Source organism: Candidatus Hydrogenedentota bacterium, from assembly GCA_013359265.1.
Taxonomy (GTDB): domain Bacteria; phylum Hydrogenedentota; class Hydrogenedentia; order Hydrogenedentales; family SLHB01; genus JABWCD01.
In genome coordinates this window covers 143,066-167,207 of the sequence record JABWCD010000016.1, presented here as the reverse complement: position 1 = coordinate 167,207, position 24,142 = coordinate 143,066, and the positions used below count along the sequence as shown (strand labels likewise).

Annotated in this window: 19 protein-coding genes; 14 read left to right on the top strand and 5 right to left on the bottom strand. The window is 60.6% G+C overall.

All coding sequences use genetic code 11. The features are described 5' to 3' along the window. Window positions 1-38 precede the first annotated feature (38 nt). From HUU46_15380 to hemL, 3 genes are all read left to right on the top strand, one after another. Complete coding sequence (locus HUU46_15380) at window positions 39-353, top strand: hypothetical protein (GenBank protein NUM55028.1); 315 nt, start codon at window positions 39-41, stop codon at window positions 351-353. 66 nt (window positions 354-419) lie between these two features. Further along, window positions 420-1,214, top strand: coding sequence for a hypothetical protein (locus HUU46_15375; GenBank protein NUM55027.1), 795 nt, complete (start codon window positions 420-422; stop codon window positions 1,212-1,214). Window positions 1,215-1,264: 50 nt separating this feature from the next. Then, window positions 1,265-2,548 (top strand): glutamate-1-semialdehyde 2,1-aminomutase, encoded by a 1,284-nt coding sequence (gene hemL / locus HUU46_15370; GenBank protein NUM55026.1) that lies wholly within the window; start codon window positions 1,265-1,267, stop codon window positions 2,546-2,548. Window positions 2,549-2,598: 50 nt separating this feature from the next. Here hemL and HUU46_15365 read toward each other — a convergent pair whose 3' ends face one another. From HUU46_15365 to HUU46_15345, 5 genes are all read right to left on the bottom strand, one after another. Then, entirely contained in the window at window positions 2,599-5,271 is a 2,673-nt protein-coding gene (locus tag HUU46_15365) for a hypothetical protein (protein NUM55025.1), read from the bottom strand. 75 nt (window positions 5,272-5,346) lie between these two features. Next, the gene (locus HUU46_15360; GenBank protein ID NUM55024.1) at window positions 5,347-5,541 is read right to left on the bottom strand and encodes a hypothetical protein; all 195 of its coding nucleotides are present in this window, start codon (window positions 5,539-5,541) and stop codon (window positions 5,347-5,349) included. A 90-nt stretch (window positions 5,542-5,631) separates the two neighbouring features. Further along, a complete protein-coding gene (locus HUU46_15355; protein ID NUM55023.1) occupies window positions 5,632-9,282 on the bottom strand; it encodes a beta-galactosidase in 3,651 nt (1,216 codons plus the stop codon). A gap of 46 nt (window positions 9,283-9,328) precedes the next feature. After that, window positions 9,329-12,571, bottom strand: a complete 3,243-nt coding sequence (locus HUU46_15350) for an efflux RND transporter permease subunit (GenBank protein NUM55022.1) — start codon at window positions 12,569-12,571, stop codon at window positions 9,329-9,331. A gap of 9 nt (window positions 12,572-12,580) precedes the next feature. Continuing rightward, window positions 12,581-13,780, bottom strand: a complete 1,200-nt coding sequence (locus tag HUU46_15345; GenBank protein NUM55021.1) for an efflux RND transporter periplasmic adaptor subunit — start codon at window positions 13,778-13,780, stop codon at window positions 12,581-12,583. A 158-nt stretch (window positions 13,781-13,938) separates the two neighbouring features. On the opposite strand from HUU46_15345, the gene HUU46_15340 reads away from it, so the two are divergent. The 11 genes from HUU46_15340 to HUU46_15290 all read left to right on the top strand — a co-directional run bounded on the left by HUU46_15340 (window position 13,939) and on the right by HUU46_15290 (window position 24,141). Then, window positions 13,939-15,753 carry a hypothetical protein gene (locus HUU46_15340; protein NUM55020.1) on the top strand — a complete coding sequence of 605 codons (1,815 nt, stop codon included), beginning with the start codon at window positions 13,939-13,941 and terminating at the stop codon, window positions 15,751-15,753. 12 nt (window positions 15,754-15,765) lie between these two features. Then, entirely contained in the window at window positions 15,766-16,761 is a 996-nt protein-coding gene (locus HUU46_15335) for an ABC transporter permease (protein NUM55019.1), read from the top strand. After that, on the top strand, window positions 16,758-17,792 hold the full coding sequence (locus HUU46_15330; GenBank protein ID NUM55018.1) for an ABC transporter permease: 1,035 nt from the start codon (window positions 16,758-16,760) through the stop codon (window positions 17,790-17,792). Before HUU46_15335 ends, HUU46_15330 begins: the two co-directional genes overlap by 4 nt. Further along, window positions 17,792-18,832, top strand: coding sequence for an ABC transporter ATP-binding protein (locus tag HUU46_15325; protein NUM55017.1), 1,041 nt, complete (start codon window positions 17,792-17,794; stop codon window positions 18,830-18,832). The genes HUU46_15330 and HUU46_15325 overlap by 1 nt, the downstream gene beginning before the upstream one ends. Beyond that, window positions 18,829-19,827: a dipeptide ABC transporter ATP-binding protein gene (locus HUU46_15320; protein NUM55016.1), complete on the top strand. Its 999-nt coding sequence runs from the start codon at window positions 18,829-18,831 to the stop codon at window positions 19,825-19,827. The genes HUU46_15325 and HUU46_15320 overlap by 4 nt, the downstream gene beginning before the upstream one ends. 2 nt (window positions 19,828-19,829) lie before the next feature. Beyond that, a complete protein-coding gene (locus HUU46_15315; protein ID NUM55015.1) occupies window positions 19,830-21,131 on the top strand; it encodes an aryl-sulfate sulfotransferase in 1,302 nt (433 codons plus the stop codon). A 119-nt stretch (window positions 21,132-21,250) separates the two neighbouring features. Beyond that, entirely contained in the window at window positions 21,251-21,505 is a 255-nt protein-coding gene (locus tag HUU46_15310) for a nucleotidyltransferase domain-containing protein (GenBank protein NUM55014.1), read from the top strand. Next, the gene (locus HUU46_15305; protein ID NUM55013.1) at window positions 21,502-21,963 is read left to right on the top strand and encodes a HEPN domain-containing protein; all 462 of its coding nucleotides are present in this window, start codon (window positions 21,502-21,504) and stop codon (window positions 21,961-21,963) included. The genes HUU46_15310 and HUU46_15305 overlap by 4 nt, the downstream gene beginning before the upstream one ends. Window positions 21,964-21,965: 2 nt before the next feature. Beyond that, a complete protein-coding gene (locus HUU46_15300; GenBank protein ID NUM55012.1) occupies window positions 21,966-22,424 on the top strand; it encodes a response regulator in 459 nt (152 codons plus the stop codon). 4 nt (window positions 22,425-22,428) lie between these two features. After that, window positions 22,429-23,124 (top strand): SDR family NAD(P)-dependent oxidoreductase, encoded by a 696-nt coding sequence (locus HUU46_15295; GenBank protein ID NUM55011.1) that lies wholly within the window; start codon window positions 22,429-22,431, stop codon window positions 23,122-23,124. Window positions 23,125-23,232: 108 nt separating this feature from the next. Further along, on the top strand, window positions 23,233-24,141 hold the full coding sequence (locus HUU46_15290; GenBank protein ID NUM55010.1) for a phytanoyl-CoA dioxygenase family protein: 909 nt from the start codon (window positions 23,233-23,235) through the stop codon (window positions 24,139-24,141). The last annotated feature ends 1 nt before the right edge of the window (window position 24,142 follow it).

Genomic DNA, 24,142 nt, shown 5'->3' with positions numbered 1-24,142 from the left:
TCGATTGAGGCAAATCAACGAACCAAGAGGGACATGTGATGAATCAGTACAGGCTTATTCTGACAACCGTGGCCATCGCACTCGCATTTATTGCCGGCGCGATCTCGGCCGAATACATACCCCGCGCAAGCGCGCAAGCGCAGTCCGTTGCGCTGCCGCCTATTTTCGATGCGGGCGCGCGCCTCATCAGCCCAATGGGGCCGGTTGAAGTTCGCGAAATTGCGGGGGAATGGATCCGCGTGAAGAGCTTGTCGGCACTTGCCAAGCCTGACGAGGAGTTGTGGATGCATGTGCCCGCGCTGTCCGGCGCATGGACCGTCGACAGTTCGCCGGTTGAAGAAAAGAAGCTGTAGCCGGGTGTGTTATGATCGCGGTTTGGCTTGAGAGTTGGGCCCGGGCGAACGATGGTTAGCCGTTTTTTGCGTGTAATTTTCCGCGTGGCGGTTTGCGCGGCGTTTATGGTTTCCGCGTCGCACGCGGCCGGCGGCGTGACGGTGTTGCCGCTTCGCGGGGAGGCGCTTCCGCGGCTCGTCGCGGCATTTGATGCGTCGCTCGCGCTGGCGCAACCGGTGGACGGCCGCACATTCGTGCGCGTGCGCGTGTCGGACGCCGACGCGACTGCGCTGCTGGGGCAGATACGCTTCGCAGACGGCGACGAATTGGTCCGAATTGACGGCGAGCCCATTCACACGGTCGCGGCAGCGCACGCAATTGTTCGCGGCAAACGCCCGGGCGACGACGTGACCTTTGTTGTCAAAAGCAATGGTTTTCAACGCATCATCGCGCTGGAGATTTTGCCCGTTTCCAGCGCGCCGCAGCCGAGTCCGCCGGTGCAAAGTCCGCGACCGCAGCAACTGCCGGTCCAACGAGCGGTTGCACCGAAATCCGGCGTGGTGGAGATTGACGAGAGCGCGCTCCAACGTGAATTGGAGAAGTACGATCCCTTCGAGCTTTTTGTCGCGGCGGAGTTGGAGATGGCCCGCGACGATGCCGGCGCGGTCATCGGAATTCGATCGCCCCGCTTTGGCGATATCGCGGTGAGCCGAATGGTGGGATTGCGCAACGACGACATCGTGATGAGCGTGAACGGCATGCCGGTCTCCAGCGAACTGGCCGTGTTCGAGATTGCGGACCGATTGCAGGGAGAGAAAAGTTTCGCAGCGCAGGTGTTGCGCGCGGGCAAACCGATTACGCTTCGCGTTAGAATTCAATAGCAGGCCGTGGCGCGCGAAGTAGTGCGGCTGCGTTGGCCGTTGGGGGAGACATGACGTCGGACAAGTCGAAACAACTGTGGAATGAAGCGAACCGCGTGCTCGTGGGCGGCGTGAACAGCCCCGTGCGCGCGTTCAAGGGTGTGGGCGGCGATCCGTTCTTTGTGGCGTCCGGCAGGGGCGCGCGCATCAGGGACGTTGACGGCAACGAGTTGATTGATTACGTGCTGTCGTGGGGGCCGCTCATCCTCGGGCACGCGCACCCGCGCATCGTCGAAGCGGTGCGCAAGGCGCTCGAGAAGGGATCGAGTTTCGGGATTCCGACGGAAGCGGAAATCCGGCTCGCGGAACGGATCGTCGAGATCGTCCCGTCGATCGAGAAGGTGCGCCTCGTGAATAGCGGCACGGAAGCGACGATGAGCGCGATTCGTTTGGCGCGCGGGTATACGGGCCGCGATCTCATCGTGAAAATCGAGGGCTGCTATCACGGCCACGCCGACGGTCTGTTGGTAAAGGCGGGCAGCGGCCTGACGACGCTTGGCGTGCCGACGAGTCCGGGCGTACCCGCGCCGTATGCCTCGTGTACGTTGACGATGCCGTTCAACGATCTTGACGCGGCGCGTGCGTTATTCGAGGCGCACGGCGAGAACATCGCAGCGATCATCCTCGAACCGGTCGCGGGGAATATGGGCGTCGTACTGCCGGAGGACGGGTACCTGCGCGCATTGCGCGATTTGACCGCGGCGTATGGTTCGTTGCTCATCTTCGACGAGGTGATGACCGGTTTCCGCGTGGCGATGGGCGGGGCGCAGGCGCATTACGGTGTGATGCCCGACCTGACGGTGCTGGGCAAAGTTATTGGCGGAGGGTTGCCCGTTGGCGCGTACGGCGGCCCGGAGGAAATCATGGACCGCGTTTCACCCGTTGGGCCGATTTACCAGGCGGGAACGCTTTCGGGCAATCCGCTCGCGACGGCGGCGGGCATCGAAATGCTCGATGTACTCGAAGAGCCGGGCGTGTTCAACGGCGTTGTCGACACAATGACGCGACTTTGTGCGGAACTTGGGACGCTGGCGCGGGAATCGGGCGTGCCCGTGTATCAGACGCAGTTGGGCACGATGGCGTGCATGTTCTTCCATGACGGTCCCGTGAAGAACTACGCGGACGCGACGGCGAGTGACACGAAACGGTATGCGAAATTCTTCTGGGGCATGCTCGAGCGCGGCGTCTACCTCGCGCCTTCGCAGTTCGAGGCGATGTTCATGAGCAGTGCGCACGGCGGCAGCGAGATCGATCAAACGCTAAGCGCGGCGAAGGCGGCGTTGGCCGCACTGTAGATAATTTACTGATGGCCTGGGTCGATTAGGACGAATAGGTCCTATGTGACCTATATCTCTTGGCCGATCTTGATTCGCTCTGCATTTTCAAGATTGTGGTGCACGAGTTTGCCGTCCACATAGATGCGGAAACCTTTGAGATTGTCCGGCTGTGTTTCGCCGCTTTCGTTCGGCAGCCAGAGCATGCTGATATCGTGGTCGCGGTATCGAATTCCGTCAATGACGAACGGTGGCATTTGGGCGCTGATCAGCGGGTGTACTTCTAACACGTCGTCGTTGCGAGGGCGCAGGCCTGCAATGTCCGCTATAAGGATGTCGATGTACGTCGAGTGATTGTAGTCGCGTTGGTCCGTGCGCCACTCGGCGGTATTGCCGTTGTAGTATTCGCCGGTCCACGGATAGTTCGTATCCTTGTCCTTGAACTGGGCCATCGTGAACGACTTGAACAGTTCGTACATTCTGTCGGCTGACAACGGACTTTCGGGAAACTCGCGCAACGCCGCCGCCATCGCCGACAGGACGATGCTGTTCGCGTGCGGCCACGTCGGGCCGTTCCACATGCAGCCGCCGACGCGTTTGCCGTTGAAATTCACGTCCTGCGAGTACGCCCTGCATTTCTTCGTTGCCGACGCGACCGGCCACGCCGTCCAAAACTCTTCGGGATCGAGAATCGAATTCCACGCTGCAAGATAGGGCTTACCCGCGTCCGCGTCGAACATCGAGAAATAGAACGGATACACGCCGATGACCTCTTTCACCATCGCTTTCTCGCCGGTGACTGGTTCGACCGAATAGAAGAAACTCGAAGCGCCGTCCCACATCACGCGCTCGACCGCGCCACGAATCTTTGCGGCGATGTCTTCGTATTTCTTTGCGCCTTCCTTGTCGCCCACCGCATCAAGGATTCGCGCGAGGTTGCGCGCGTTGCCATGGACGTATGCGGTAAGGTCTACGCGTTCGAGGTGCTGATCCTGTTTGTCCTTGTCGAAATCCTTGAAATAGAAGAACGAAGGCTGCCACTCCATTCCCGTCCACCAATGGCTGTCGACCGTGAGCAATCCATCGTTGTCGGTGTCATACGTCGCGAGCCAGCCATCGACGTTCTTCTTGAGTGCGTCCGCCCATAACTTCAATCTCTTCGCGTCGGGGTGGACACAGTAGGCGTCCCACACGGTTGACGTGATCCAATCGGTGTATTGGCCGTCGCCGATTTCGTTCGGACGAATATAGTTCGGAAAGACACCGTTTTCCTTTGCGTTCGCGCACCATGTGGAGATTATTCCATTGACGTACTGGGGGTCGCGCAGCCATCGCGTCTCGCGAATCTGATGCCCTGCGCCGTACGAGATGATGTTCGAGTACCAACTGGCGGTCCAACGCCCTTCCGCGACGCCCCAATCGGCGAGCCGCCCCTCGCCCACTTTGAACAGATTCTTGCGCAGGATACTCGTGGCGCGGTGCCAGTACTGCTTGGACAACGCCTCGTCCGGAGACGAAAACGCGGGGACGTTGGCGAGGTTCCACGCGTTGTACGAAACTTCGTGATCTTGCAGCGGGTTGTCGAGCGCGGCGATGCGATCGAGCGCGGTCTGCGCCGCTTTGGACTGGGGGTCCACGGCGAGCATGCACATTATCGGTTCCTGCTTGCCTGCTTCGAGACGGATCGTACGCGCGACAATCGTTCCGGTGGGGGCGGCACCGGGAGCGGGGGCGCCTGCGTCGTGCAGATACAGCGTGTCGACGTTGATGTTGCCGCCCGCCGTAATTATGAGAATCTGTATTTTCGCCGGGCCCGCTTCGAGCGGACCAATCCTGAACGTCTGTGTCGCAAAGTCGTCCGGTTCGTCGCCCCAGCCGCCGGTCGACGCAAAACGCCGGCGCATCATTCCTTTTTGGCCGGGCAGTTGCACCGCTACGTCGGCGGCGCCTTCCATTGCGCGCGCATAGCGAATGGTCACCGCGGCGTTTTCCATGCGCTCTTTTACATCGAACGTAAACCACGCGTTGTTGCCGGGGTTTCCGCCGAACCCGGATCCGAGCACTGCTCCGCCGTTCGCCGCCGCCTTGGCGTCTTTGCCGCCGCTGCCGGGGTTGGGCTCGCCGTCTTCGCCTTCCACCGTGTACGCGACGCTAGCGATCGGTTCGCGCGGGGCCGGGGCGAAGCCGGGAAAGCTGCCGATCGCATTGAGGGTCAGGCCCGCATGGTCGAACTTCCAGGTGAACTTGTCCTTCTCACCTTCGGCAGTCTCCACGGGCAGGATCGCGCTGGCTGTGACGTCGATTGGGGCATCGCCCGTGTTGATTAGCGTCAGCCGCGTGACCAACACGTCGTCCGACGCGATCCACTTCGCGCCTTCGACCTTGATCGGTATTCCGCACGACATCTGCACGTGCGACGGATACGCGATGTTGTCGGCGGGCAAGATGGGCTTGTCGTTGGCCGTGAGGAGCAGATCGAAGCCGAGGCCATTCGGCGTGGTGAGAAACCAATGCACAGAAGAGCGCGGGAACCCCCAACCCGTCGGGTGGCCGGCCCACAGGCACTTGCCTGTGCTGGCCATGGGCACATCGATTCGGTAGGGGCGCTCGAGAATTCTTTTGACGTCGGGACTCTCGAACAGGCGGCCGCCTTCGCCGACCGCGAACGATTTCGGCGATTCGCCGCTGAGCGCCGCAAAACTAGACAAGAGCGAAAGGACCGATAGCGCTGCGAATATCTTCATGGACTCCCCCCGATCATGACGACACCCCCGTTCCACGCGGGGGTGCAATCAACACTACGCGCATCGCGCGGGTCCTCAGCGAATGTCCGCCTCGAACCATTTCAGCAGCGCCATGAGGCCGCTGGCTTTCTTCAGCATGGTTGCTTTGAGGCCCAATTCGCGCAGCTTTTCTTTGGCCTCGTGCCGCGACTTGGCGACGACAACGCCGCCCACAAACGATTTTTCTTCGTCGCCTTCCGCGCGAATGGCGTGGTATTCAAAGGTTGGCATGGTTCCAACTCCTTTGTGCCGGAGAAGACTCTCGCCTACATTCTACCACGCCGATGCGTCTCCGCCAACGATGCGCAGTGTTCGCGACCGCTACTGCAAGGCGAGCGGCACATCCTTCAGGCCGCCCGTGTACAGGTCCATGGCGCGAAGACGCCACGTTCCCGCCGGGTCGTTGTGCGCGAAAGGCAACGGTATGGAAGCCGGTTTGTCGCGCACGATAACAGGCGATTGAATCCAGTCTGCCACGTTCCCGTCCGGTGCGGTAAGGGTAAGCACGATCGCGCGCGCGCCGTTCGCGCCCGGCACGGCAACGCGAACGCTCGTAACTTTACCGCGCTTCGCGGCCTGCCCGACGCTGACAGTCGGCAGCGTTGGAGGACCCTGTAGGAACGCAAACACGGAGCCGCGATTCGCGCGGAGGGATGTCGTGAACGCCGACGTGTGACCGATATAGGTCCGGCTCTTGACGTCGAATACGTGCGCCGGTCGATCGCGCTCGATGGTCACTTCTCGATTCGTTTGTCCGAGCACAACAATGAACTCTTCGGCGCCACTGCTCCATCGCGAAATCTCCACGCCCGTCACGCGGGCTTCATCCGGCGCGGACAGCCGGAGTGCGGGGGTGACACCGGACGCCGCGAGCAACGTGCGAAGCAATGCGGCGCAGGGCGCGTCGTGAACGGAGAAATTCAACAGTATTCCGCGGCCCTTACCGAATTCGTTGACGATGCACACAGGCGCCGTGAGATTTCCGGTCCAGAAGTGGATGAACGCTGCCTGACCCTTGGCCTTTCCGCCCGCGAGGGCAACATTCGGATCGACGAACATCTGCGGGTAGATGTCGCGGCCGTGCCAGTTGCCCCAACGCATACCGAGCTTATGCCCGTTGAGTTCGCCCTCGACGGACATGCGATCGATTGTGCGCGCATCACGGTTTCCCGTCTGCATGATGCCGAAGACGTCGTTGAGCAATCCCTGGTCGAGCGGTTTGCAGTGCGCGTCGTATAGCGCGGGACGCAGATCGGCGATGACCGTTCCACCGTTGTTCACGAATTCTCGGATTGCCGACGCTTCGCGCTCGCCCATTGCGAACGCCAGCGGAAGAATCAGCACTTTGTACCGCGCCGCGTCGAATTCGCCCACGCGCAGCATGCGGTCCGTGACGTAACGGAACTGCAGACCCTCGTCGTGAAACAAGGTGTGCCAGCGGTCGTGGTCGCGCGTGTAGAGGCCGTACGTCTCGTTTCCGTCGAAGTGCGCGATGTGCGTGGACGGCATCGAGTACAGCATTGCGATTCCGTCGTCGTGCATGTCGCTCTGTATGATCAACTCGCCGAGGCCGTCGCGAACCACCTTCGTGTCCTCGAACATGTCGCGCGTGGCGGGAAACGGCGCGAGGTTGGGAGCGAGAAACCCGTTGTATCCCTGCAAATTGTCCCAGCGCCACCACTGAATCGTGTTCATCCGGTCTGCAACCTGTTTCCAGAATTTGAAGCGCAGTTCTTCGCCGTCCGGCGTGTATCCGATCCAACTTCCCATCGGGAAACCCTTGGGCGCGATCGATCGCATGACTTCGTTACCCGGGCCTTCGTACGAACCGTAGTAATCCAACTCGCGCACAAATGCGTCCAGGTCGCCGCCCTGGCGCGAGCGTGTGGTGAGTTTGCGCAGGGAGAAGCTGTCCGTGCCTTCGAAACCGGTCAGCGCCAGCGGATCAATTTTCTTGAACGCCGCCTGGAATTGTTTGCACCATTCGACGTAGGTCGCGCACTGGAACGCTTGGCGGTCGTACCAGCGCGCGAAGTTGCCCTGTTGCAGCGCGCGCATCTCGTCGTTGACGGCGCCGAAATCAATCTGCCGATCGAGCGCAGCGTCTTTCGCGCCTTCGTTATCACTGCGTTCGAGCGCCTGCCGGTCGGAGTAGTATTCCTTGAACCACTCGGGCGCGTACGGCTCGGGAAGGGAACCTTCGGAAAGCAGTTCGATGTCGTTAAACGTCGTGTAAGCCGTCCCCCACTCCGCGTTTAGTTCGTCAATGTTGCCATACATCTCGCTGAGATACTTTCGGTACACCTCCAAACACTCCGGGCCGAGGCATGACGCGCGAACGGCGTTCTCGTCGCCGAGGGAATACGCGAGAACGCCATGACCGCGCGCGACGCGCACGCCATCGACGACATCCGCGATCGTCCTGGACATCGAGCTCTGGTCGTAGACACAGCCGGACTTCAGCAGGCCGGTGTCGGGTTCGAGCATGGCGGTGAGCGTATGGCTGCTGGCGCGAAAACTCGCGGCGTAGGGGACCCACGCGGCGCCGCTCGCCGCAACGCACAGCGGCGGCGGCCCTTGCTGAAGAAACGCCGTCACGCCGTAACGCGTCATGCTTTCCACGCCGAATGGCGCCAGGTCGCCGGACGGCACGTTCCACATCACGAAGTTGAATTGATTCCGCTTCCTGCCGGTCACGCGCAGATATGTATACGCGCTTGATATTTCGTTATCGGCCTCCATCAAAACCGCTTCGACGCGCAGCAACATCGGCGCCCAGCGGGGGACGATTGTTCGAAACGCAACGTCACTACCCTGTGCTCGCAATCTTTCGCGAACAAGTATCCGGTCGTGCGTGTCGACAAGCCGGAGCTCGACGAAAGACGACCCCGGCGTATCGCGCGAAAGACGAATCAAGCCGGCCCCTTCTTCGCCGGGTTCCGCCCAGTCCTTTGCGAGCTGGACCTCGTTGACTTCGTCCCCGGACATTACATCGAATGGCGCTGCGGCCCACGAATGAATCGCCCCGTCCAGTTCTGCAAAACAATCAACGTGGTAGGCGCCGGCGCGTAACTTTGGTATGTTTACACGAATGGCCGATGATTGACCGTCAAACGTTCCGGCATCGATACTCTCGCCGTCCCAACGCCGTAGCACAACCCGAATCGTTGAGCCGGCGGGCAGCCCGGATGGCCCAATCGAGATTGCTTCCGCGGGTAGTGCATCGCGGTCAACGTGCGGCGCACGAATCTCGATCCGCGATTTAGGCTCACGCCGCGCCGCCCACAACAGCGCACGGCCCTGCTCCTGCATCTGGTAATCCAACTCGGTTTCCCACCCAAGCCGATACTCGAGCTTCCCTCTGGCGGGCAGGACGGCGATGCGTCCCTCACCGAATGAATAATAGGAACCCGCCGGAAGGTCGCGCGGCGCGGATGCCATCGGCGTAGCGCCCTCAAACGGCGCGGCTTTCTCGCCGACAATGACCAGGCCAGTTCCCTGCTCTACGCGCCGGCGCAGCGTCTCGCGAATATGCTCGGGGATTTGGTCTAGCGTGACCTGGTTCACGAAGAACGCGTCGATGCCGCTATCGATGAACGCCAAAACGCGCTTCGTTGCGGCCCCGGCATCGCCGCCGTACCAGTCTGGCGCACCGTCGCCGATGAGATTTCCGCCGACGGCAAACGCGGCCTGGCCGTCGATATCGAACCGCTGCATCAATTCGACGATCTCGCGCGCGTCAGTACTTCCTTGAAACCATGTCGTGAAGAACTGCACACGAATGGTCCCTTGCCCGTACGGCTTCGCCCACTTTGTGTGCGCCGTCTGGAATTCGTCCGCTACCGTCAATTGGTCTTCGAGATAGTTCCACGCCTTGCGCTCTTCTTCGCCTTCTTGCGCCAGCGCCGCGAACGCAAGAAGTACGATAAGTATGGCAACGATCGGGTCTCGTAGACTCCGGAAACGTTTCATACGCGCAATTACTCCCTCCTCGACAATTGAATGCGGGCCGGTGCGTTTACTGCTTGAACGCGTGTTCGTGCTTTCTCGACATGTAATACAGGATCGGCACTGCCATGCGGGAGAGTAACAGCGACGCGATCTCGCCGGCCATGAGTGAAATCGCGAGGCCCTGAAAAATCGGATCGAACAGAATGACCGACGCGCCCACGACGACCGCCGCCGCGGTGAGCATCATGGGGCGAAACCGCACGGCGCCCGCGTCGACCACGGCGTCCGCGAGCGGCATGCCCTGTTTCAGCCGGAGTTCGACGAAGTCCACGAGGATGATCGAGTTGCGCACAACGATACCCGCGCCGGCGATGAAGCCGATCATCGAAGTCGCCGTGAAGAACGCGCCCATGAGCCAGTGCGCGGGGAGGATGCCGACGAGCGAAAACGGAATCGCCGCCATGATGACGAAGGGCGTCTTCATCGATTGGAACCAACCGACGACGAGAATGAAGATCAGCACGAGCACCACGGCAAAGGCAAGACCGAGATCGCGGAACACCTCGTAAGTAATGTACCACTCGCCGTCCCATTTGACGACAAACTCCTCCGTTGACGGGGGCTGGGCCGTCGAATACTGTTGAATCGTCAAGCCGGGCGTCTGCAGTTTGTCCACCGCTTCCATAAGATTGAGAATCACATAGACCGGGCTTTCGGCCGTTCCGCCGACATCCGCGGTCACGTAGACGGCGGGCATGAGGTTCTTATGGTAGATACTCTTGTCTTCCAACGTCTTCTCGATGCGGACGAGTTCGCCGACGGATACCAGGTTTCCGGTGTCACCCTGCACTTTGATCGCGCTTAACCCGTCCACGCTCGAGCGCTGCGCCCGGTCGAGCTGGAGCCGGATGGGCGCATCTTCCTTTTCCGAGGGAATGTGTACGAGACCGCCTTCGACTCCGCTTAGCGCGGTGCGCAACGTACCCGCGATTTGCGCGGCGGAGATGCCGTTCAGCGCGGCCTTTTCGTCGTCAATCACGAATCGATACTTGGTCTGATCGGCTTCGACGTACCAATCCGCGTCAACAACACCCTCGGTCTGCTCGAAAACTTCGAGCACTTGCCGGGCCAGATCGATCTGCTTGCCGTAATCCGGCCCATAAATCTCGGCGACTAGCGTCTGCAGCACGGGCGGACCGGGCGGCACTTCGGCCACCTTCACGCGCGCGTTGTGCTTCGTCGCGATTTCCTGCACACCGGGGCGCAATCGTTTCGCAATGTCGTGGCTCTGCGCGTCGCGATCGTCTTTTGACGCGAGATTGACCTGAATATCCGCGACGTTTGGTCCCTGCCGCAGGAAGTAGTGGCGCACGAGTCCGTTGAAGTTATGCGGGGCGGCCGCGCCGATGTACATCTGATAGTCGGTAACCTCGGGCGCGCTTTTCACGTAGTCGGCGATTTCACGCGTGACCGCGGCGGTCTCTTCGAGCGTTGTGCCCTCCGGCATGTCGACAATGATCTGGAACTCGCTTTTGTTGTCGAAAGGCAACATCTTTACGAGCACGCGTTGTAACGGGACGAGCGCGCACGCCGCAAGCAGGAGAATGACCACGCCGCCGAGAAACACGAGGCGCTGGAACGGGTTCAGCAGCAACGGCCGCATGATTCGGCGGTAGATGCGATCGAGCGCGCCTTCCTTGTGTTCGTGTTCCGCTCCACCGATTCCGTTTCGACGTAGTAATCTCACCGCGGCCCACGGCGTTACGATGAACGAGACAAGGACCGAAAAGACCATCGCCGCGGACGCGCCCACCGGGATGGGTTCCATGTAGGGGCCCATCAGGCCACGCACAAACGCCATCGGAAGTATCGCCGCGATGACCGTCACGGTCGCCAGTAGCGTTGGATTGCCAACTTCATCCACGGCCTCCACCGCGACGTCCTGCGCCGAGAGGCCGTTGCTCTCGGGCAGGTGGAAATGGCGCACAATGTTTTCCACGACGACGATTGCGTCGTCCACGAGAATACCGATGGAAAAAATCAGCGCGAACAACGTGACCCGGTTAATCGTATATCCATAGAAATAGAAGATGACCAACGTCAGCGCCAGCGTCACGGGAATCGCGATCGCCACGGTGCCGGACTCGCGGACACCGAGCGTCAACGCGATTAGAATCGACACGGACACAACGGCAAGCGCCATGTGATACAGCAGTTCGTTCGATTTTTCGCGCGCGGTCTCGCCATAGTTCCGCGAAACGGACACGAGCACGCCGTCAGGTACTATCTTGCCGCCCAAAGCGCGCACTTTATCGATAACGGCGTGCGCGACGGTCGTGGCATTCGTATTCTTGCGTTTTGCGACGGAGATGGTGACCGCCGGAGTCGGCCCGCCGTCTGCCGCCACATCGTCCAAAGCGCCGAGCACCGGCTCGTGCCCCTCTGACGGCCCGGTCCCATAGAAGACGTAGTCTTTCGTCTCTTCCGGTCCATCGACGATGGTCGCGACATCGCGGAGATACACGGGGCGGCCGCTAAACACGCCGATTACCACGCCGCCAACGGCCTCGTCGTCTCGCAGGAATCCGTCTGTCTCGACGAGAAACTCGCAGTTGGCGGACGAAAAGCTGCCCGCGGCCAGACGCGTGTTTGCCTCGCCGAGGCGTTGCAGAATTGCGTTAGGCGCGACGTTGTGCGCGGCCATGCGCGCGGCATCGAGCACAACGCGCACTTCCCTGCGCTGGCCACCGATAATCTTGGCCTCGGATACGTCGGGCACTTCCTTGATGGCGTCGTGCAGTTGGGCCGCGATTCGCCGAAGTGTGTAGTGATCGTAGGTCTTGCTCGCGAGGGTGAGCGCAAGAATCGGCACATCATCGATCGATCGCGGTTTAACCAGCGGCTCGCTCGCGCCGGGAGGGATTAGATCGAAGTTCGCGAACAACTTTTGGTTTAGCCGGACAATGGCGTCTTCCTCATTTTCGCCGACGAGAAAGCGCACGATACACATCGATGAACCCGGACTCGATGTCGAGTAGATGTACTCGACGCCGGGAATCTCCCACAACAGCTTTTCCATCGGTTTCGTGACGCGCTCTTCGACTTCCCTCGCGCTTGCACCGGGCATTTGCACGAAGATATCGATCATCGGCACGACGATCTGCGGTTCCTCCTCGCGCGGCAGAACGATGATTGCGCCGAGGCCGAGCAGGAGGGATGCGCCGACGATGAGCGGGGTGAGCTTGGAATCGATGAACGCGTGCGCTATCGCTCCCGCGACGCCGCGCCTCCTGGATGGTGCAGACTCCATGCGGGGGGCCTACTGCGCCGTGACGCGCACGCCGTCGGCCACTTCCGGCGTAACTTCGGCAACAAAGCGATCGCCTTCGTTCAACCCGGACAACACTTCGACGCGGTCAGCCAGCGTCTTGCCCGTTTTGACGAGGCGCAGGTGGGCTACGTCATTCGCGTCGAGTGCGTACACCCCTTCCAACTGTCCCCGCGTGACGAGGGCCGACCGCGGCACCGATAGCGACGCCGTTTCGCCGGAAGCGAACCGCGCGCGGCCAAATTGGCCCGAGCGCAACGCGTCGTTGGGGGGCAATGCGATCTTGACTATCGATGTCCGGCTGGCGGGATCGGCAGCGGGCACGATTTCAGTGACGGTTCCGTCAACGGCGCTTTCCGAGATTCCGTCTATCAATACTGCCACCGGATCGTTTGCATGGATTCCAGCGACCGTTGTCTCGTCCACATTCGCTTCGAGGCGGTAGGACATTCGGTCTTCGAGCGTGAACAGCGTCATTCCCGGCGATGCCAAATCGCCGACATCGACAGATTTCGATGCGATGATCCCCGCATACGGCGCGACGACCTTCGTGTAACTCAGCGAAACTTTTGCTGCATCGAGGGCCGCGCGCGCCTGTTCGACTGCCGCGGTCGTCTGTTCGCGCTTGGCGAGTACGGCGGAAACTTCCTCGGCGCGCATGCGGGCCTCGGCTTCCGCCGATTTCGCCGCGGCCTCGGCCTCATCGAACATCTGTTTACTGATGGCCTTTTCCGCCAGCAGTTTCGATTGGCGGTCAAACGTCGCACGCGCCAAATCGTTTTGAGCCTCCGCCGCCTTCGCCGCCGACTCGGCCGCCGAAAGCCCTTTGTTCGCCTCGTCAAGCGCGCGCTGGGCCGCCACCAACCCGCTCTCCGCGGCCTTCAGTTGGGCGTCCGCGTCTCGCGAGTCAATCTCGACAAGGACGGCCCCCGCCTCCACGTTGTCCCCGGACTTCACGTGTACAGCGGTTACATGCCCAACGGCTTTGCTTTGGATCGCGCTTGTCGTTATCGAGCGAACGGTGCCAACGGCTTCGCGCACCGTCGGCGCTGCGGTTATCTCGGCAGTCGCAACCTTAGCGGAAATAACAGGTGTCGACAATGGTGCATCAGGCGAGGAGTCGTGTCCGCCGCACCCCGCGGACAAGAAACAAATACCCGTCAATACACTGACGCATACGGCTATGCGCACGATAATCCCCCGGCTCCCGGAGCGGCACACGATCACACCGGGCGCATCCGGAGTATACCAAAATCGATTGCCTGATGTCGTGCGCGAAGCGATTCTCATATGCTACGATGCGGGCACTGCACGCGGTGCATTTTCAGCTATTAGAATGGAGCGTGACCATGCGGATCATCCTGCCGTCGTTCGTTCTCATCTATCTCGTCTTGCTGGTGGCGGCATGCAGCGGGCCTCCCTCTTCGGCGCCGGAAACACCGCTTGCGCCGGATACCGTCCAAACGCCGTCAACCAAGCCCGATTCGGTGGCGGAAGTGCAGTCCGCGCTCACGGCGCCCACACAGCAAACCAAAATCATTGCGGATTTGGTCGGCGAAAAAGGCGAGGGCGAGCCCGCGGACGGTGATTGGGTCGTGTCACGGCTCGCCGTCGAACCGCCCGTGCTGAATGTGGTTCTCGACACCGCGGACGCGTACGCGGCGCGGATCTGCTACTACAATATTTTCGAGACCCTTATTCGGCTGGATAACCGCACGTTGCAGGCTGCACCTTCGCTGGCGGAATCTTGGGAGATTTCAGAAGACCACTTGACCTATACGTTCCACTTGAACAAGAGCGCGACGTTTTCGGACGGCACTCCGGTTACCGCCCATGACGTTAAGTTCACGCTCGACGCCATTCTAAACCCGAAAAATGAAACCGCGGACCTCCGGAACTACATCCAGGACATTCAGTCCGCGGACGTGCCGGATGACCATACGATAGTGATTCGATGTTCGAAGCCATATTTCCGACACCTCATCGTATTCGGGGACTTGCCGATATTTCCGAGGCATATCTACGGACAGGGCGACTTCAATACCGGCGAGTTCAACCGCAAACCCGTAGGTTCGGGACCGTACGTGTTTGAGACTTGGGAAACAAACAACCAGATCGTATTGCGTCGAAATCCGAATTATTGGGACACGAGCAGACTTCCACACTTGGAGAAATTTGTCTGGCGCGTAATCACCGATGACGATTCCGCGCTCGAGGTGTTTATGCGCGGTGACCTCGATTCCATCGGTCTGACGCCCGAACAGTGGCATACCCGTGGGGAGACTCCGGAATTCGCCGCACGCGCCAACCGCTTCACGACGCTTTCCCGGCCCGGTTATGTCGGGGGATACAGCTATATCGCATGGAACCAACGCAGGCCGCTGTTCCAGGATAAGAAGGTCCGGCACGCGCTCACCATGCTGCTTGACCGCGAGACGATTCTGCGCGAGGTATTCTACGGACTTGGCATCGTCGTGACCGGACCTGAATTCTCGGGAAGCCCGGAGTATGACGCATCTGTCACCCCGATTCCCTTCGATCCGGCGGGAGCAAAAACGCTACTGTCGGATGCTGGCTGGAAGGACAGTAATAACGACGGTGTTTTGGACAAAGACGGCGCCAGGTTCGAGTTTGGTTATGTCATTCCAGCAAACAGTCACGAGTATGAAGTGCTGGCGACCGTATATCAGGAACAACTGAAAAAGGCCGGCATCGCGATGACGGTCCTGCCGCGCGAGTGGGGCAGCCTGATCGACAGTTTGACCAAACGCGCCTTCGATGCGATTACGCTACAATGGGCTATCCCCATCGATTCGGATCCGTATCAGGTATGGCACTCGTCTCAGGCCGAACAAGGATCGAACTATCCCGGCTTCAAGAACGCGGAAGCGGACCAACTCATGGAGGATATTCGTGTGGAATTCGATCGGAGCAAACGAATACCCATGTTCCACCGGTTCCACCAAATCGTCGCCGACGAGCAGCCCTATACCTTCCTGTTCAATATTTACACGCTCGGGGCCTTGGACAAACGCTTTCGTAATGTCTACGTGTACGCCCAGGGTGCCGATCCGCGCGAGTGGTGGGTGCCACATGATTTGCAGAAGTACGGTACTGGGGGCAGTACGGGCGGCCCGGCCGCACAGGCACAACCGGGGGCGTAACGCGATCGCCGCATGAAGGCCTACTTGATTCGCAGGCTGATGCTGATTGTCCCGTCATTTATCGGGATTAGCCTGATCACGTTCATCATGCTCCAGTTGATGCCGGGCAATCCCGTGATGCTGCGGCTGCAAAAGCTGCAGGGCACGATGGGCGCGGGCACTGTTTCACCCGAGCTTATCGAGCAAACGAAAAAGCTTTACGGCCTCGACAAGCCGGTGTGGCAGCAATACGCGCTCTGGCTCGGCCGAATGTGCACTCTCGACTTCGGCACATCATTCAAAGATCGCCGGCCCGTGCGCGACAAGATTCTGGAAGCGGTCCCCGTCACGCTACAAATTAATATCATTTCGATATTTCTCATCTATCTGTTTTCGGTACCTATCGGCGTTTACTCCGCGACTCACCAGCGAACATGGGGAGACGCCGCCACCACGTTTGTTCTGTTCCTGTTATACAGCCTGCCCAGTTTCTGGGTAGCCATGCTGCTCATCTACTTCCTCGGCAGCGGGCACCCGTTCAGTTGGTTTCCGATCTACGGCCTGAACAGTCTCGAATTCGAAAGGATGACGTGGGGGCAGTTTCTGGCGGACCGAATGTGGCACCTGGTGCTGCCGGTATTCTGTCTCACCTACGGCAGTCTTGCCGAGATCTCGCAGTTCTCGCGTTCCGGAATGATTGACGTAATTCGTCAAGACTATATACGCACCGCGCGTGCGTACGGGTTTTCGGAGAAGATTGTCATTTTCAAGTACGCGATGCGGAATTCGCTCATTCCGATCATTACTCTGCTGGCAACGCTGCTGCCCGCATTGATTGGCGGTAGCGTAATCATTGAGAACATCTTCTCGATTCCTGGCATGGGTCGTCTCAGCTTCGAGGCTGTGCTGAGTCGCGACTACCCAACCGTTATGGGAATTCTTACGTTTTCGGCATTCCTGACGCTGCTGGGACTGATACTCTCCGACATTCTCTACGCGCTTACCGATCCGAGGATCAAATTCGAATGAGCGCCGCGCCCAACCCCATCGAGATAGCTAGGCCACGGCGCCACGAAAAGCAAAGCTATTCGAGACTCGTGGCTCGTCAGTTTCGCAGACGGCGCGCGTCGGTCGCCGCACTGCTACTGCTCGTTCTGCTCGGCGGAATTGCCGTTGCCGCCCCCTTTATTGCGGGCGGCGTTCCCATATACATGAAGAAAGACGGAAAAACGTTCTGGTTCCCCAACGTGCGAACTCATGAGGAATTGGTCGGGTTCGACTTCTCCGCATGGAAGCCCGCGCCGGGAGACGTTGGCGTGTGGCCGCTCGTACCCCACGCGCCTGACCAATCGAACCTCATGCACAGGCTAAGACCGCCATCGGCACAACACTGGCTGGGGACCGACGACCGTGGCCGCGATGTATTGAGCCGTATCGTGTGGGGCACGCGCATTTCCATGTCCGTCGGATTTGTGGCGGAAGGCATTTCCGTCGTTATCGGTGTTGTGCTTGGCGCGTTGGCCGGCTTCTACCTTGGTAAAACCGATACAATCATCATGCGGCTAATCGAAATCGTGACGTTGTTTCCGGTCTTTGTGCTTATCATCACCTTGGTAAGCCTGTTGCCGCCCAGCATCTGGAACATAATGATTGTGCTCGGCATCACCGGATGGACCGGAATAGCCCGGCTCGTTCGTGGCGAGATGCTCAAGCTGCGAAATGTCGAGTTCACGTTGGCCGCGCGTGCAAGTGGACTCAGCGACGGCCGTATAATCTTTCGCCACCTCTTGCCCAACGCGCTGTCGCCCGTGCTTGTAAGCGCCACGTTTGGTGTCGCCGGCGCCATCGTCATTGAGTCCGCGCTTAGCTTTCTTGGATTCGGCGTGCCTCCGCCTACAGCAAGCTGGGGAGAGATTCTGTCGCAGTCGAAGTCGTACCTGCCGCGTGGCGCATGGTGGCTCGTTGTGTATCCGGGACTGGCAATCTTCGTGACGGTAACCGCGTTTAATCTCGTTGGCGCGGGCTTGCGCGACGCGATGGACCCGAGGTTACGCGAGTGATGGCGGTGCGCGAACAAAAGCCGGTACTCGAGGTGCGCGACCTGCAAACGCACTTTTACACCGATGCCGGTCTGTCGCGCGCGGTGGACGGCGTTTCGTTTTCTATCGGCGCGGGAAAGACATTGGCGCTCGTCGGCGAGAGCGGTTGCGGAAAGAGCGTCACCGCGCTGTCGATCATGCGATTGATTCCGAGTCCGCCCGGCCGAATTGTTGGCGGCTCGATCAAGCTTCACGGCACTGAGTTACTCGCTTTGCCCGAGTCGGAGATGCGCAAGGTGCGCGGCAACGGCATCTCCATGATCTTCCAGGAGCCGATGACGGCGCTGAATCCCGTGTTTCGTGTGGGGAACCAGATTGCCGCGGCGATTCGCGTCCACCGTCCAATGTCGAAGAAGGATGCGCGCGAACTCGCCGTCGAATTGCTGTATCGCGTCGGCATACCCGCGCCGGACGAGCGTGTGGACGACTACCCGCACCAAATGTCAGGCGGCATGCGCCAGCGCGTGATGATCGCCATGGCACTTGCGTGCGACCCGCGACTTTTGATTGCGGACGAGCCGACGACCGCGCTTGACGTAACGATTCAGGCGCAGATTCTCGATCTGCTGCGCAAACTGCAATCCGAAATGGGCATGTCGATTTTGATGATCACGCACAACCTCGGCATTGTCGCGGAGATGGCGGACGAGGTCGCGATCATGTACGCGGGCAAGATCGTCGAGCACGGTCCCATGCGATCGATCTTCGGCGCGCCGAGCCATCCGTATACGGTGGGCCTGTTCAAATCGCTGCCGAGCATGAGCAAGCCGGGTGAGCGCCTGTATGCAATCAAGGGATCGGTCCCGCCGGCGACGCGCTTTCCTGCCGCGTGCCGCTTTCACCCGCGCTGTCCGTACGCGATGGACGCGTGCAGCCGCGATGAGCCGGGGCCCATTGCCGTTGCGCAGGCACATACGGCGGCCTGTTGGTTGCATGATGAGGCGACGGCGCATCGCGAAGGCAGGGCGCTCGGTATCCCGCCGGAGGACCGCGCAGTATGAGCGCACACGCTATCGCGGGCCCCTTGCTCGATGTGCGCGATCTCGTCGTGCACTTTCCGATACGGAGGGGCGTGTTCTCGCGCGTGGCCGGCGCGGTCCGCGCGGTGGACGGCGTATCGTTTCAGATCGCGCGCGGCGAAACGCTGAGCCTTGTCGGTGAAAGCGGAAGCGGCAAGACGACCTGCGGACGCGCCATATTGCGGCTCATCGAACCGACGGCCGGCAAAGTATTGTTCGACGGCATTTCAGTGTCGTCGCTGGGCCGGCGCGAACTGCGCGCGCTTCGGCGGCGCGTGCAGATCGTTTTTCAAGACCCGTTTGGATCGCTCAACCCGCGCATGACCGTTTACTCCGTCCTTGCCGAAATCCTGAAGACACACAAGCTCGCGCCTCGGGGCAAACGCCGCGATCGCGTCATGGAACTGCTCGATCTCGTTGGCCTGCCGCCGGAAAGTGCGGACCGGTATCCACACGAATTCAGCGGCGGCCAGCGCCAGCGCATCGGGATTGCCCGCGCCCTCGCGGTCGAGCCCGATCTCATCGTCGCCGACGAACCAGTCTCCGCGTTGGACGTTTCGATTCAGGCGCAGATTCTGAACCTGATGGAGGAGCTTCAGAATAAACTCGGCCTGACCTACTTGTTTATCGGCCACGACCTCAGCGTCATTCGCCACATCTCCGACAAAGTCGCAGTGATGTATCTCGGGCGTATCGTTGAGTTCGGCTCCGTCACCGACATCTTTGAGCGCCCTGTACATCCGTACACGAAGGCGCTGCTTTCCGCGGCGCCGGCGCCGGACCCTGACGCGAAACACGAACGTCAAATCTTGACCGGCGACGTGCCGAGCCCCATCCGCCCGCCGAGCGGTTGCCATTTTCACCCGCGCTGTCCCGATGCGCAGGCATCGTGCAAGAAACGCTTGCAGGCGCTGCACGAGCGCGACGCGGGCCACTCCGCCGCGTGTCACATTCACGCCCCCGGGGACATCGGTTAGCCATGAATCGCGTGGCGTACGTCGCGCTGTTCGTCGTTATTTTGGCGATCGCGTTTGGGCTCGGTTATCTTGCGCACCGCAACGAATGGCTCCCGCTCGAACTGCGCGACGCGCTTCGTGCGCGCATTGCGCCGGGGCAGCCTGTGAGCGCCCGCCCGTTCAAAGGCGACGCGTTCCCGTTGCAGGACAGAACACGGAACATCGACGCAGAGACTGCATCCACGCTTAACGCAATGGGGTATGCAGCGGGCACGCAACCCGCCACGTCCCAGCACGGCGTAACGATTCACGATTCCTCCGCGGCGTCTAACGGTCTGAATCTATACACGTCCGGCCATGCGCCGGAAGCGGTGCTCATGGATATGGATGGCGTGACGCTGCATACGTGGCGCTGTCCTTTGAATGTCGCGATACCCGGATATACGCCGCCTGCGCATGTGCGCGACGCGGCACGCGAATCGTGGCGCCGCGCGCGCCTCCTTCCCGACGGAAGTCTGCTTGTCGTTTTCGAGGGAATGGCGCTCGTGAAGTTGGGCAAAGATTCGCATGTCCTCTGGTCGTACACGCGTGGGTGTCATCACGACGTGGAACTGACACCGGAGGGCAATGTGTTGGTGCTGACAAGCGAAGAACGAGGCGACATCCTCGACAACGGTATTGCGCTACTCGACCCCGATGGCGTGGAGATCAAACACGTATCATTGCTGGATTGTCTTAATGCGTCGCCGTACGCATCGCTTGCGCAGTGGCTCCCCGCGCGTGGCGACGTGCTTCACGCCAACACGTTGAACTGGCTCGATGGCGCGCACGCGAACGCGAACCCCGCCTTCGCCCGAGGCAACCTGCTGATTTCGATTCTGGAATTGAACACGATTGCCGTGGTGGACATCGAGCGGCAGACCTTGCCGTGGGCCTTGACCGGCATCACGAAGGCGCAGCACGAGCCCACCCTCCTGCCAAATGGAAACCTGATCGTATTCGACAATCGTGGCGCGGGCGAACAATCGCGTGTTCTCGAAATCGAACCCAACACCCAGTCGACTGTCTGGTCGCACCCCGGTGACGTAGGCGCGCCGTTCTACTCGGAATGGTGCGGCTCGGTCCAGCGGCTGGAGAACGGCAATACCCTCATTACGGAAACGGACAACGGCCGCGCATTCGAGGTCACCCCGGATCACCGTATCGTCTGGGAGTTTGTCAACCCCAACCAATTCGACGAGGCAGGCGTGCGCATGGTCGCAGCATTGTTCGAATTGGTGAGATTGGATTCGCGGCCAATCTACAACTGGCTTGCACAAAAGTAGCCAAGTATAGAGGCCCTTGCGCGAATGGGGCGCGGGCCGTACAATATCCACGTATGAATACCGCCGATCGCCAAATAGTCGCCGAGTTTAAGAGGCGACTAAAGGACGCTTGCGTACCCGTGTCAAGCGTTCTTCTGTTCGGCTCGCGCGCCCGGGGCGATGCGCGCTCGGACTCGGACTTCGACGTTCTCGTCATCGTGGAGCGCGTGGACCGCGATGTCCGGCAAGTTATATCCGATGTAGCATGGGAAATCAGCCTCGAATTCGAGGTGCTCCTTGCGCCCGTGGTTCTTACCCGTGAGCGACTCGAGGGGCCGCTCTTGTCCCAATCCGGATTCGTGCGCTCAATCGAGATGGAAGGCGTCGTCATTTGACGGATGGGGACAAACGCGAGCTCGCGGCATTGCATTGGTCGCGGGCGCGCGAGACGTTTTACGATGCGTGTCTCGTTCTGGAGGGAGGGGGAAGCGGCCGTTCCGTCGTCAATCGCGCGTACTACGCATCGCTCTACGCCGTTAGCGCGCTTCTTGAAGTTGAAACATTGGCCGCGCGCAGTCACGCGAGGGCCATTACGCTGTTCGATGTGGCGTTTGTTAAGACGGGCCGGATCGAAAAGCAGGTTTCGAAGAGTTTGCATGCACTGTTCGAGAAGCGATTGGAGGACGATTACACGCAACTCGGATCGGTATCAAAGGAGGAAGCAGCGGACGCGATTGCAATGGCGCGAATCGTACTGGACGCCATTCACGCCACGCTGTCGGGTTCTGTAAAAGACCTTCCCGAATTGGGCGATGGAACGGCGCCAGCCGGTGGGGAGTTCCGAGGGGGGTAAACGTGATAGATGCAGACGTACAGGCAACCGCGGAACGCGCGCGCCCGCGGGGGCGAATTCTACTGATCGATGACAATGAATCCTTCCGCGCGTCCGTTCGCGCCATCCTCGAACATGCCGGGTATGACGTGGACGAAGCGGGCGACGGCCGCGAAGCGTTGCACAAATACTCCGAGCGGCCGGCGGACCTCATCATCACCGATATGGTGATGCCGGGAATGAACGGCATGGAGACCATGCTCGAAGTGTGGCGCGACTATCCTCAGGCCCGGTTCATCGCGATGTCCGGCAGCGTGCACGCGTTCAACACCGAGTTCAATCTCGAGTGCGCGCGCGAATTCGGCGCGTTGCACACCTTCACCAAGCCGATCGAGCGCGAGCCGTTCCTGAGCGCGGTCGCGCAGGCGCTGGGCAACGGCCGGGAGTCCCCCGACGCGGCAATAGGCGCGGGCCCTTCGTAGCCGAATGAAGGTCATCGTCACCGGCGCGAGCAAGGGGATCGGCAAAGGCATCGCGTCGTTCCTCGCGATGGATGGGTTTGAAGTCGGACTCATCGCGCGCTCGCGTGACCTGCTCGAGGACGTCCGCCAAAGCATCGAAGAACAAGGCGGCGCCTGTTTCACGGCGGCCTGCGATTTGCGCGACCCGGATAGCACGACGCTTGCGATCGCCGCGATCGTGGAAGGCCTGGGAGGGGTCGATGCGCTGGTGAACAACGCAGGCCTCGTCGTACGCAAGAACGTGTTTGACATCGCACCTGACGAATGGCGCGAAATGGTGGACACCAACATCAACGGCGTGTTCCACGCGACGCGCGCGGTCCTCCCCTACTTCAAAACGCAGGGCCACGGCCACATCGTGAATATTTCGTCCATCTCCGGCAAAGTTCCATTGCCTGGAGGCAGCGGATACGCCGCGACAAAATTCGCCGTGACGGGGTTTTCGCAATCGTTATTCCACGAACTCCGTGAGTTCGGAATCAAAGTGACTACGGTCTATCCCGGGTCGGTGGACTCCGAGTCCCACCGCCACGATCCCACGGAAGACCACTCGTGGAAACTAACGCCGGCGGAAGTCGGCGCGGCCATTCGCGACGTGCTTCGGACGGCGCCCGGAACGGTCATTAGCGAAGTCGAAATCCGCCCCCTGCGGAAGCCGTAAGCGACTCGCATCGCCTTATCCATGCGGTTAGCGGCGTTGGCGCCTGCTGTCCCATTGTCCTTTATTTTGCCGCGCTTCGCGATCTATGCTCGTTGCGGGCGGCCCTCCATGCAGACGAAAACCTATACGTCCCTTGGCCACGAGATTCCGGAGCATCGCTTCGGCATGTTAACCGAGCGTACGAACCTCGTGAACGACGGCGCGTCGTTGCGCGCCGCGCTCGACGCCGACGGTTACCTCCTTCTGCGCGACGTGCTCCACAAGGACGAAGTGCTGGCAGCGCGCGAAGAGGTGTTTTCACGGTTGGTCGAAGTCGGCGAAATCCTTACGCCCGCAATTGACGGCATGCCGACGGGCACGAGCCGGCGCGAGGAGATGTATCCCGACCTGGGCGTGTTCTGGCGGTCCGTATGCGAAGGCCCCGCGATTCGGCGCGTCACGCACGCAGGCCCGATGCTCGATATCATGGGCCGCATTCTCGACGGGCCCGTGCGCCCGTTCGACTTCCTGTGGCTGCGTGCGATGGCGCCGGGCCGCGCGTCGGCATTCCACTTCGATCACGTGTACATGAACAAGGGCACTGATCGTCTGTACACCGTGTGGACCGCGCTCGGCGACGCGCCGCTGGAAGACGGGCCGATGTTGTTGGTCGAGGGATCGCACCGTTGGGACGATCTCATCGCGGACTATCGCGGAATGGACGTCGACAAGGACAAGAGCCGCCCCGGCCACGTCACGATGGATCCCGTTGCGCTGGCGGACGAACGCGATTGCAGGCTGCTTTCGACCAATTTCCGCGCAGGCGACATCCTCATCGTCACGATGTTCATGCTGCACGGCTCGCTCGACAACTGTTCGCCGTCGGGCCGTGTGCGCCTCTCATGCGACACGCGGTACCAACGCGCGGACGAGCCAATCGATCCGCGTTGGATAGGCAGTCCGCCGATCGGCCACGGCGGCAGCTATGGCGGCGTCGGCGGCGCGCGTCCACTTACCGCGGAGTTGATTCGCCGCTAAC

Excerpts from the sequence above, each read along its gene's own strand:
- HUU46_15380 (NUM55028.1), top strand. The coding sequence starts at position 39 with ATGAATCAGTACAGGCTTATTCTGACAACCGTGGCCATCGCACTCGCA.
- hemL (NUM55026.1), top strand. The coding sequence starts at position 1,265 with ATGACGTCGGACAAGTCGAAACAACTGTGGAATGAAGCGAACCGCGTG.
- HUU46_15365 (NUM55025.1), bottom strand. The coding sequence starts at position 5,271 with ATGAAGATATTCGCAGCGCTATCGGTCCTTTCGCTCTTGTCTAGTTTT.
- HUU46_15360 (NUM55024.1), bottom strand. The coding sequence starts at position 5,541 with ATGCCAACCTTTGAATACCACGCCATTCGCGCGGAAGGCGACGAAGAA.
- HUU46_15355 (NUM55023.1), bottom strand. The coding sequence starts at position 9,282 with ATGAAACGTTTCCGGAGTCTACGAGACCCGATCGTTGCCATACTTATC.
- HUU46_15350 (NUM55022.1), bottom strand. The coding sequence starts at position 12,571 with ATGGAGTCTGCACCATCCAGGAGGCGCGGCGTCGCGGGAGCGATAGCG.
- HUU46_15340 (NUM55020.1), top strand. The coding sequence starts at position 13,939 with ATGCGGATCATCCTGCCGTCGTTCGTTCTCATCTATCTCGTCTTGCTG.
- HUU46_15335 (NUM55019.1), top strand. The coding sequence starts at position 15,766 with ATGAAGGCCTACTTGATTCGCAGGCTGATGCTGATTGTCCCGTCATTT.
- HUU46_15330 (NUM55018.1), top strand. The coding sequence starts at position 16,758 with ATGAGCGCCGCGCCCAACCCCATCGAGATAGCTAGGCCACGGCGCCAC.
- HUU46_15325 (NUM55017.1), top strand. The coding sequence starts at position 17,792 with ATGGCGGTGCGCGAACAAAAGCCGGTACTCGAGGTGCGCGACCTGCAA.
- HUU46_15320 (NUM55016.1), top strand. The coding sequence starts at position 18,829 with ATGAGCGCACACGCTATCGCGGGCCCCTTGCTCGATGTGCGCGATCTC.
- HUU46_15315 (NUM55015.1), top strand. The coding sequence starts at position 19,830 with ATGAATCGCGTGGCGTACGTCGCGCTGTTCGTCGTTATTTTGGCGATC.
- HUU46_15295 (NUM55011.1), top strand. The coding sequence starts at position 22,429 with ATGAAGGTCATCGTCACCGGCGCGAGCAAGGGGATCGGCAAAGGCATC.
- HUU46_15290 (NUM55010.1), top strand. The coding sequence starts at position 23,233 with ATGCAGACGAAAACCTATACGTCCCTTGGCCACGAGATTCCGGAGCAT.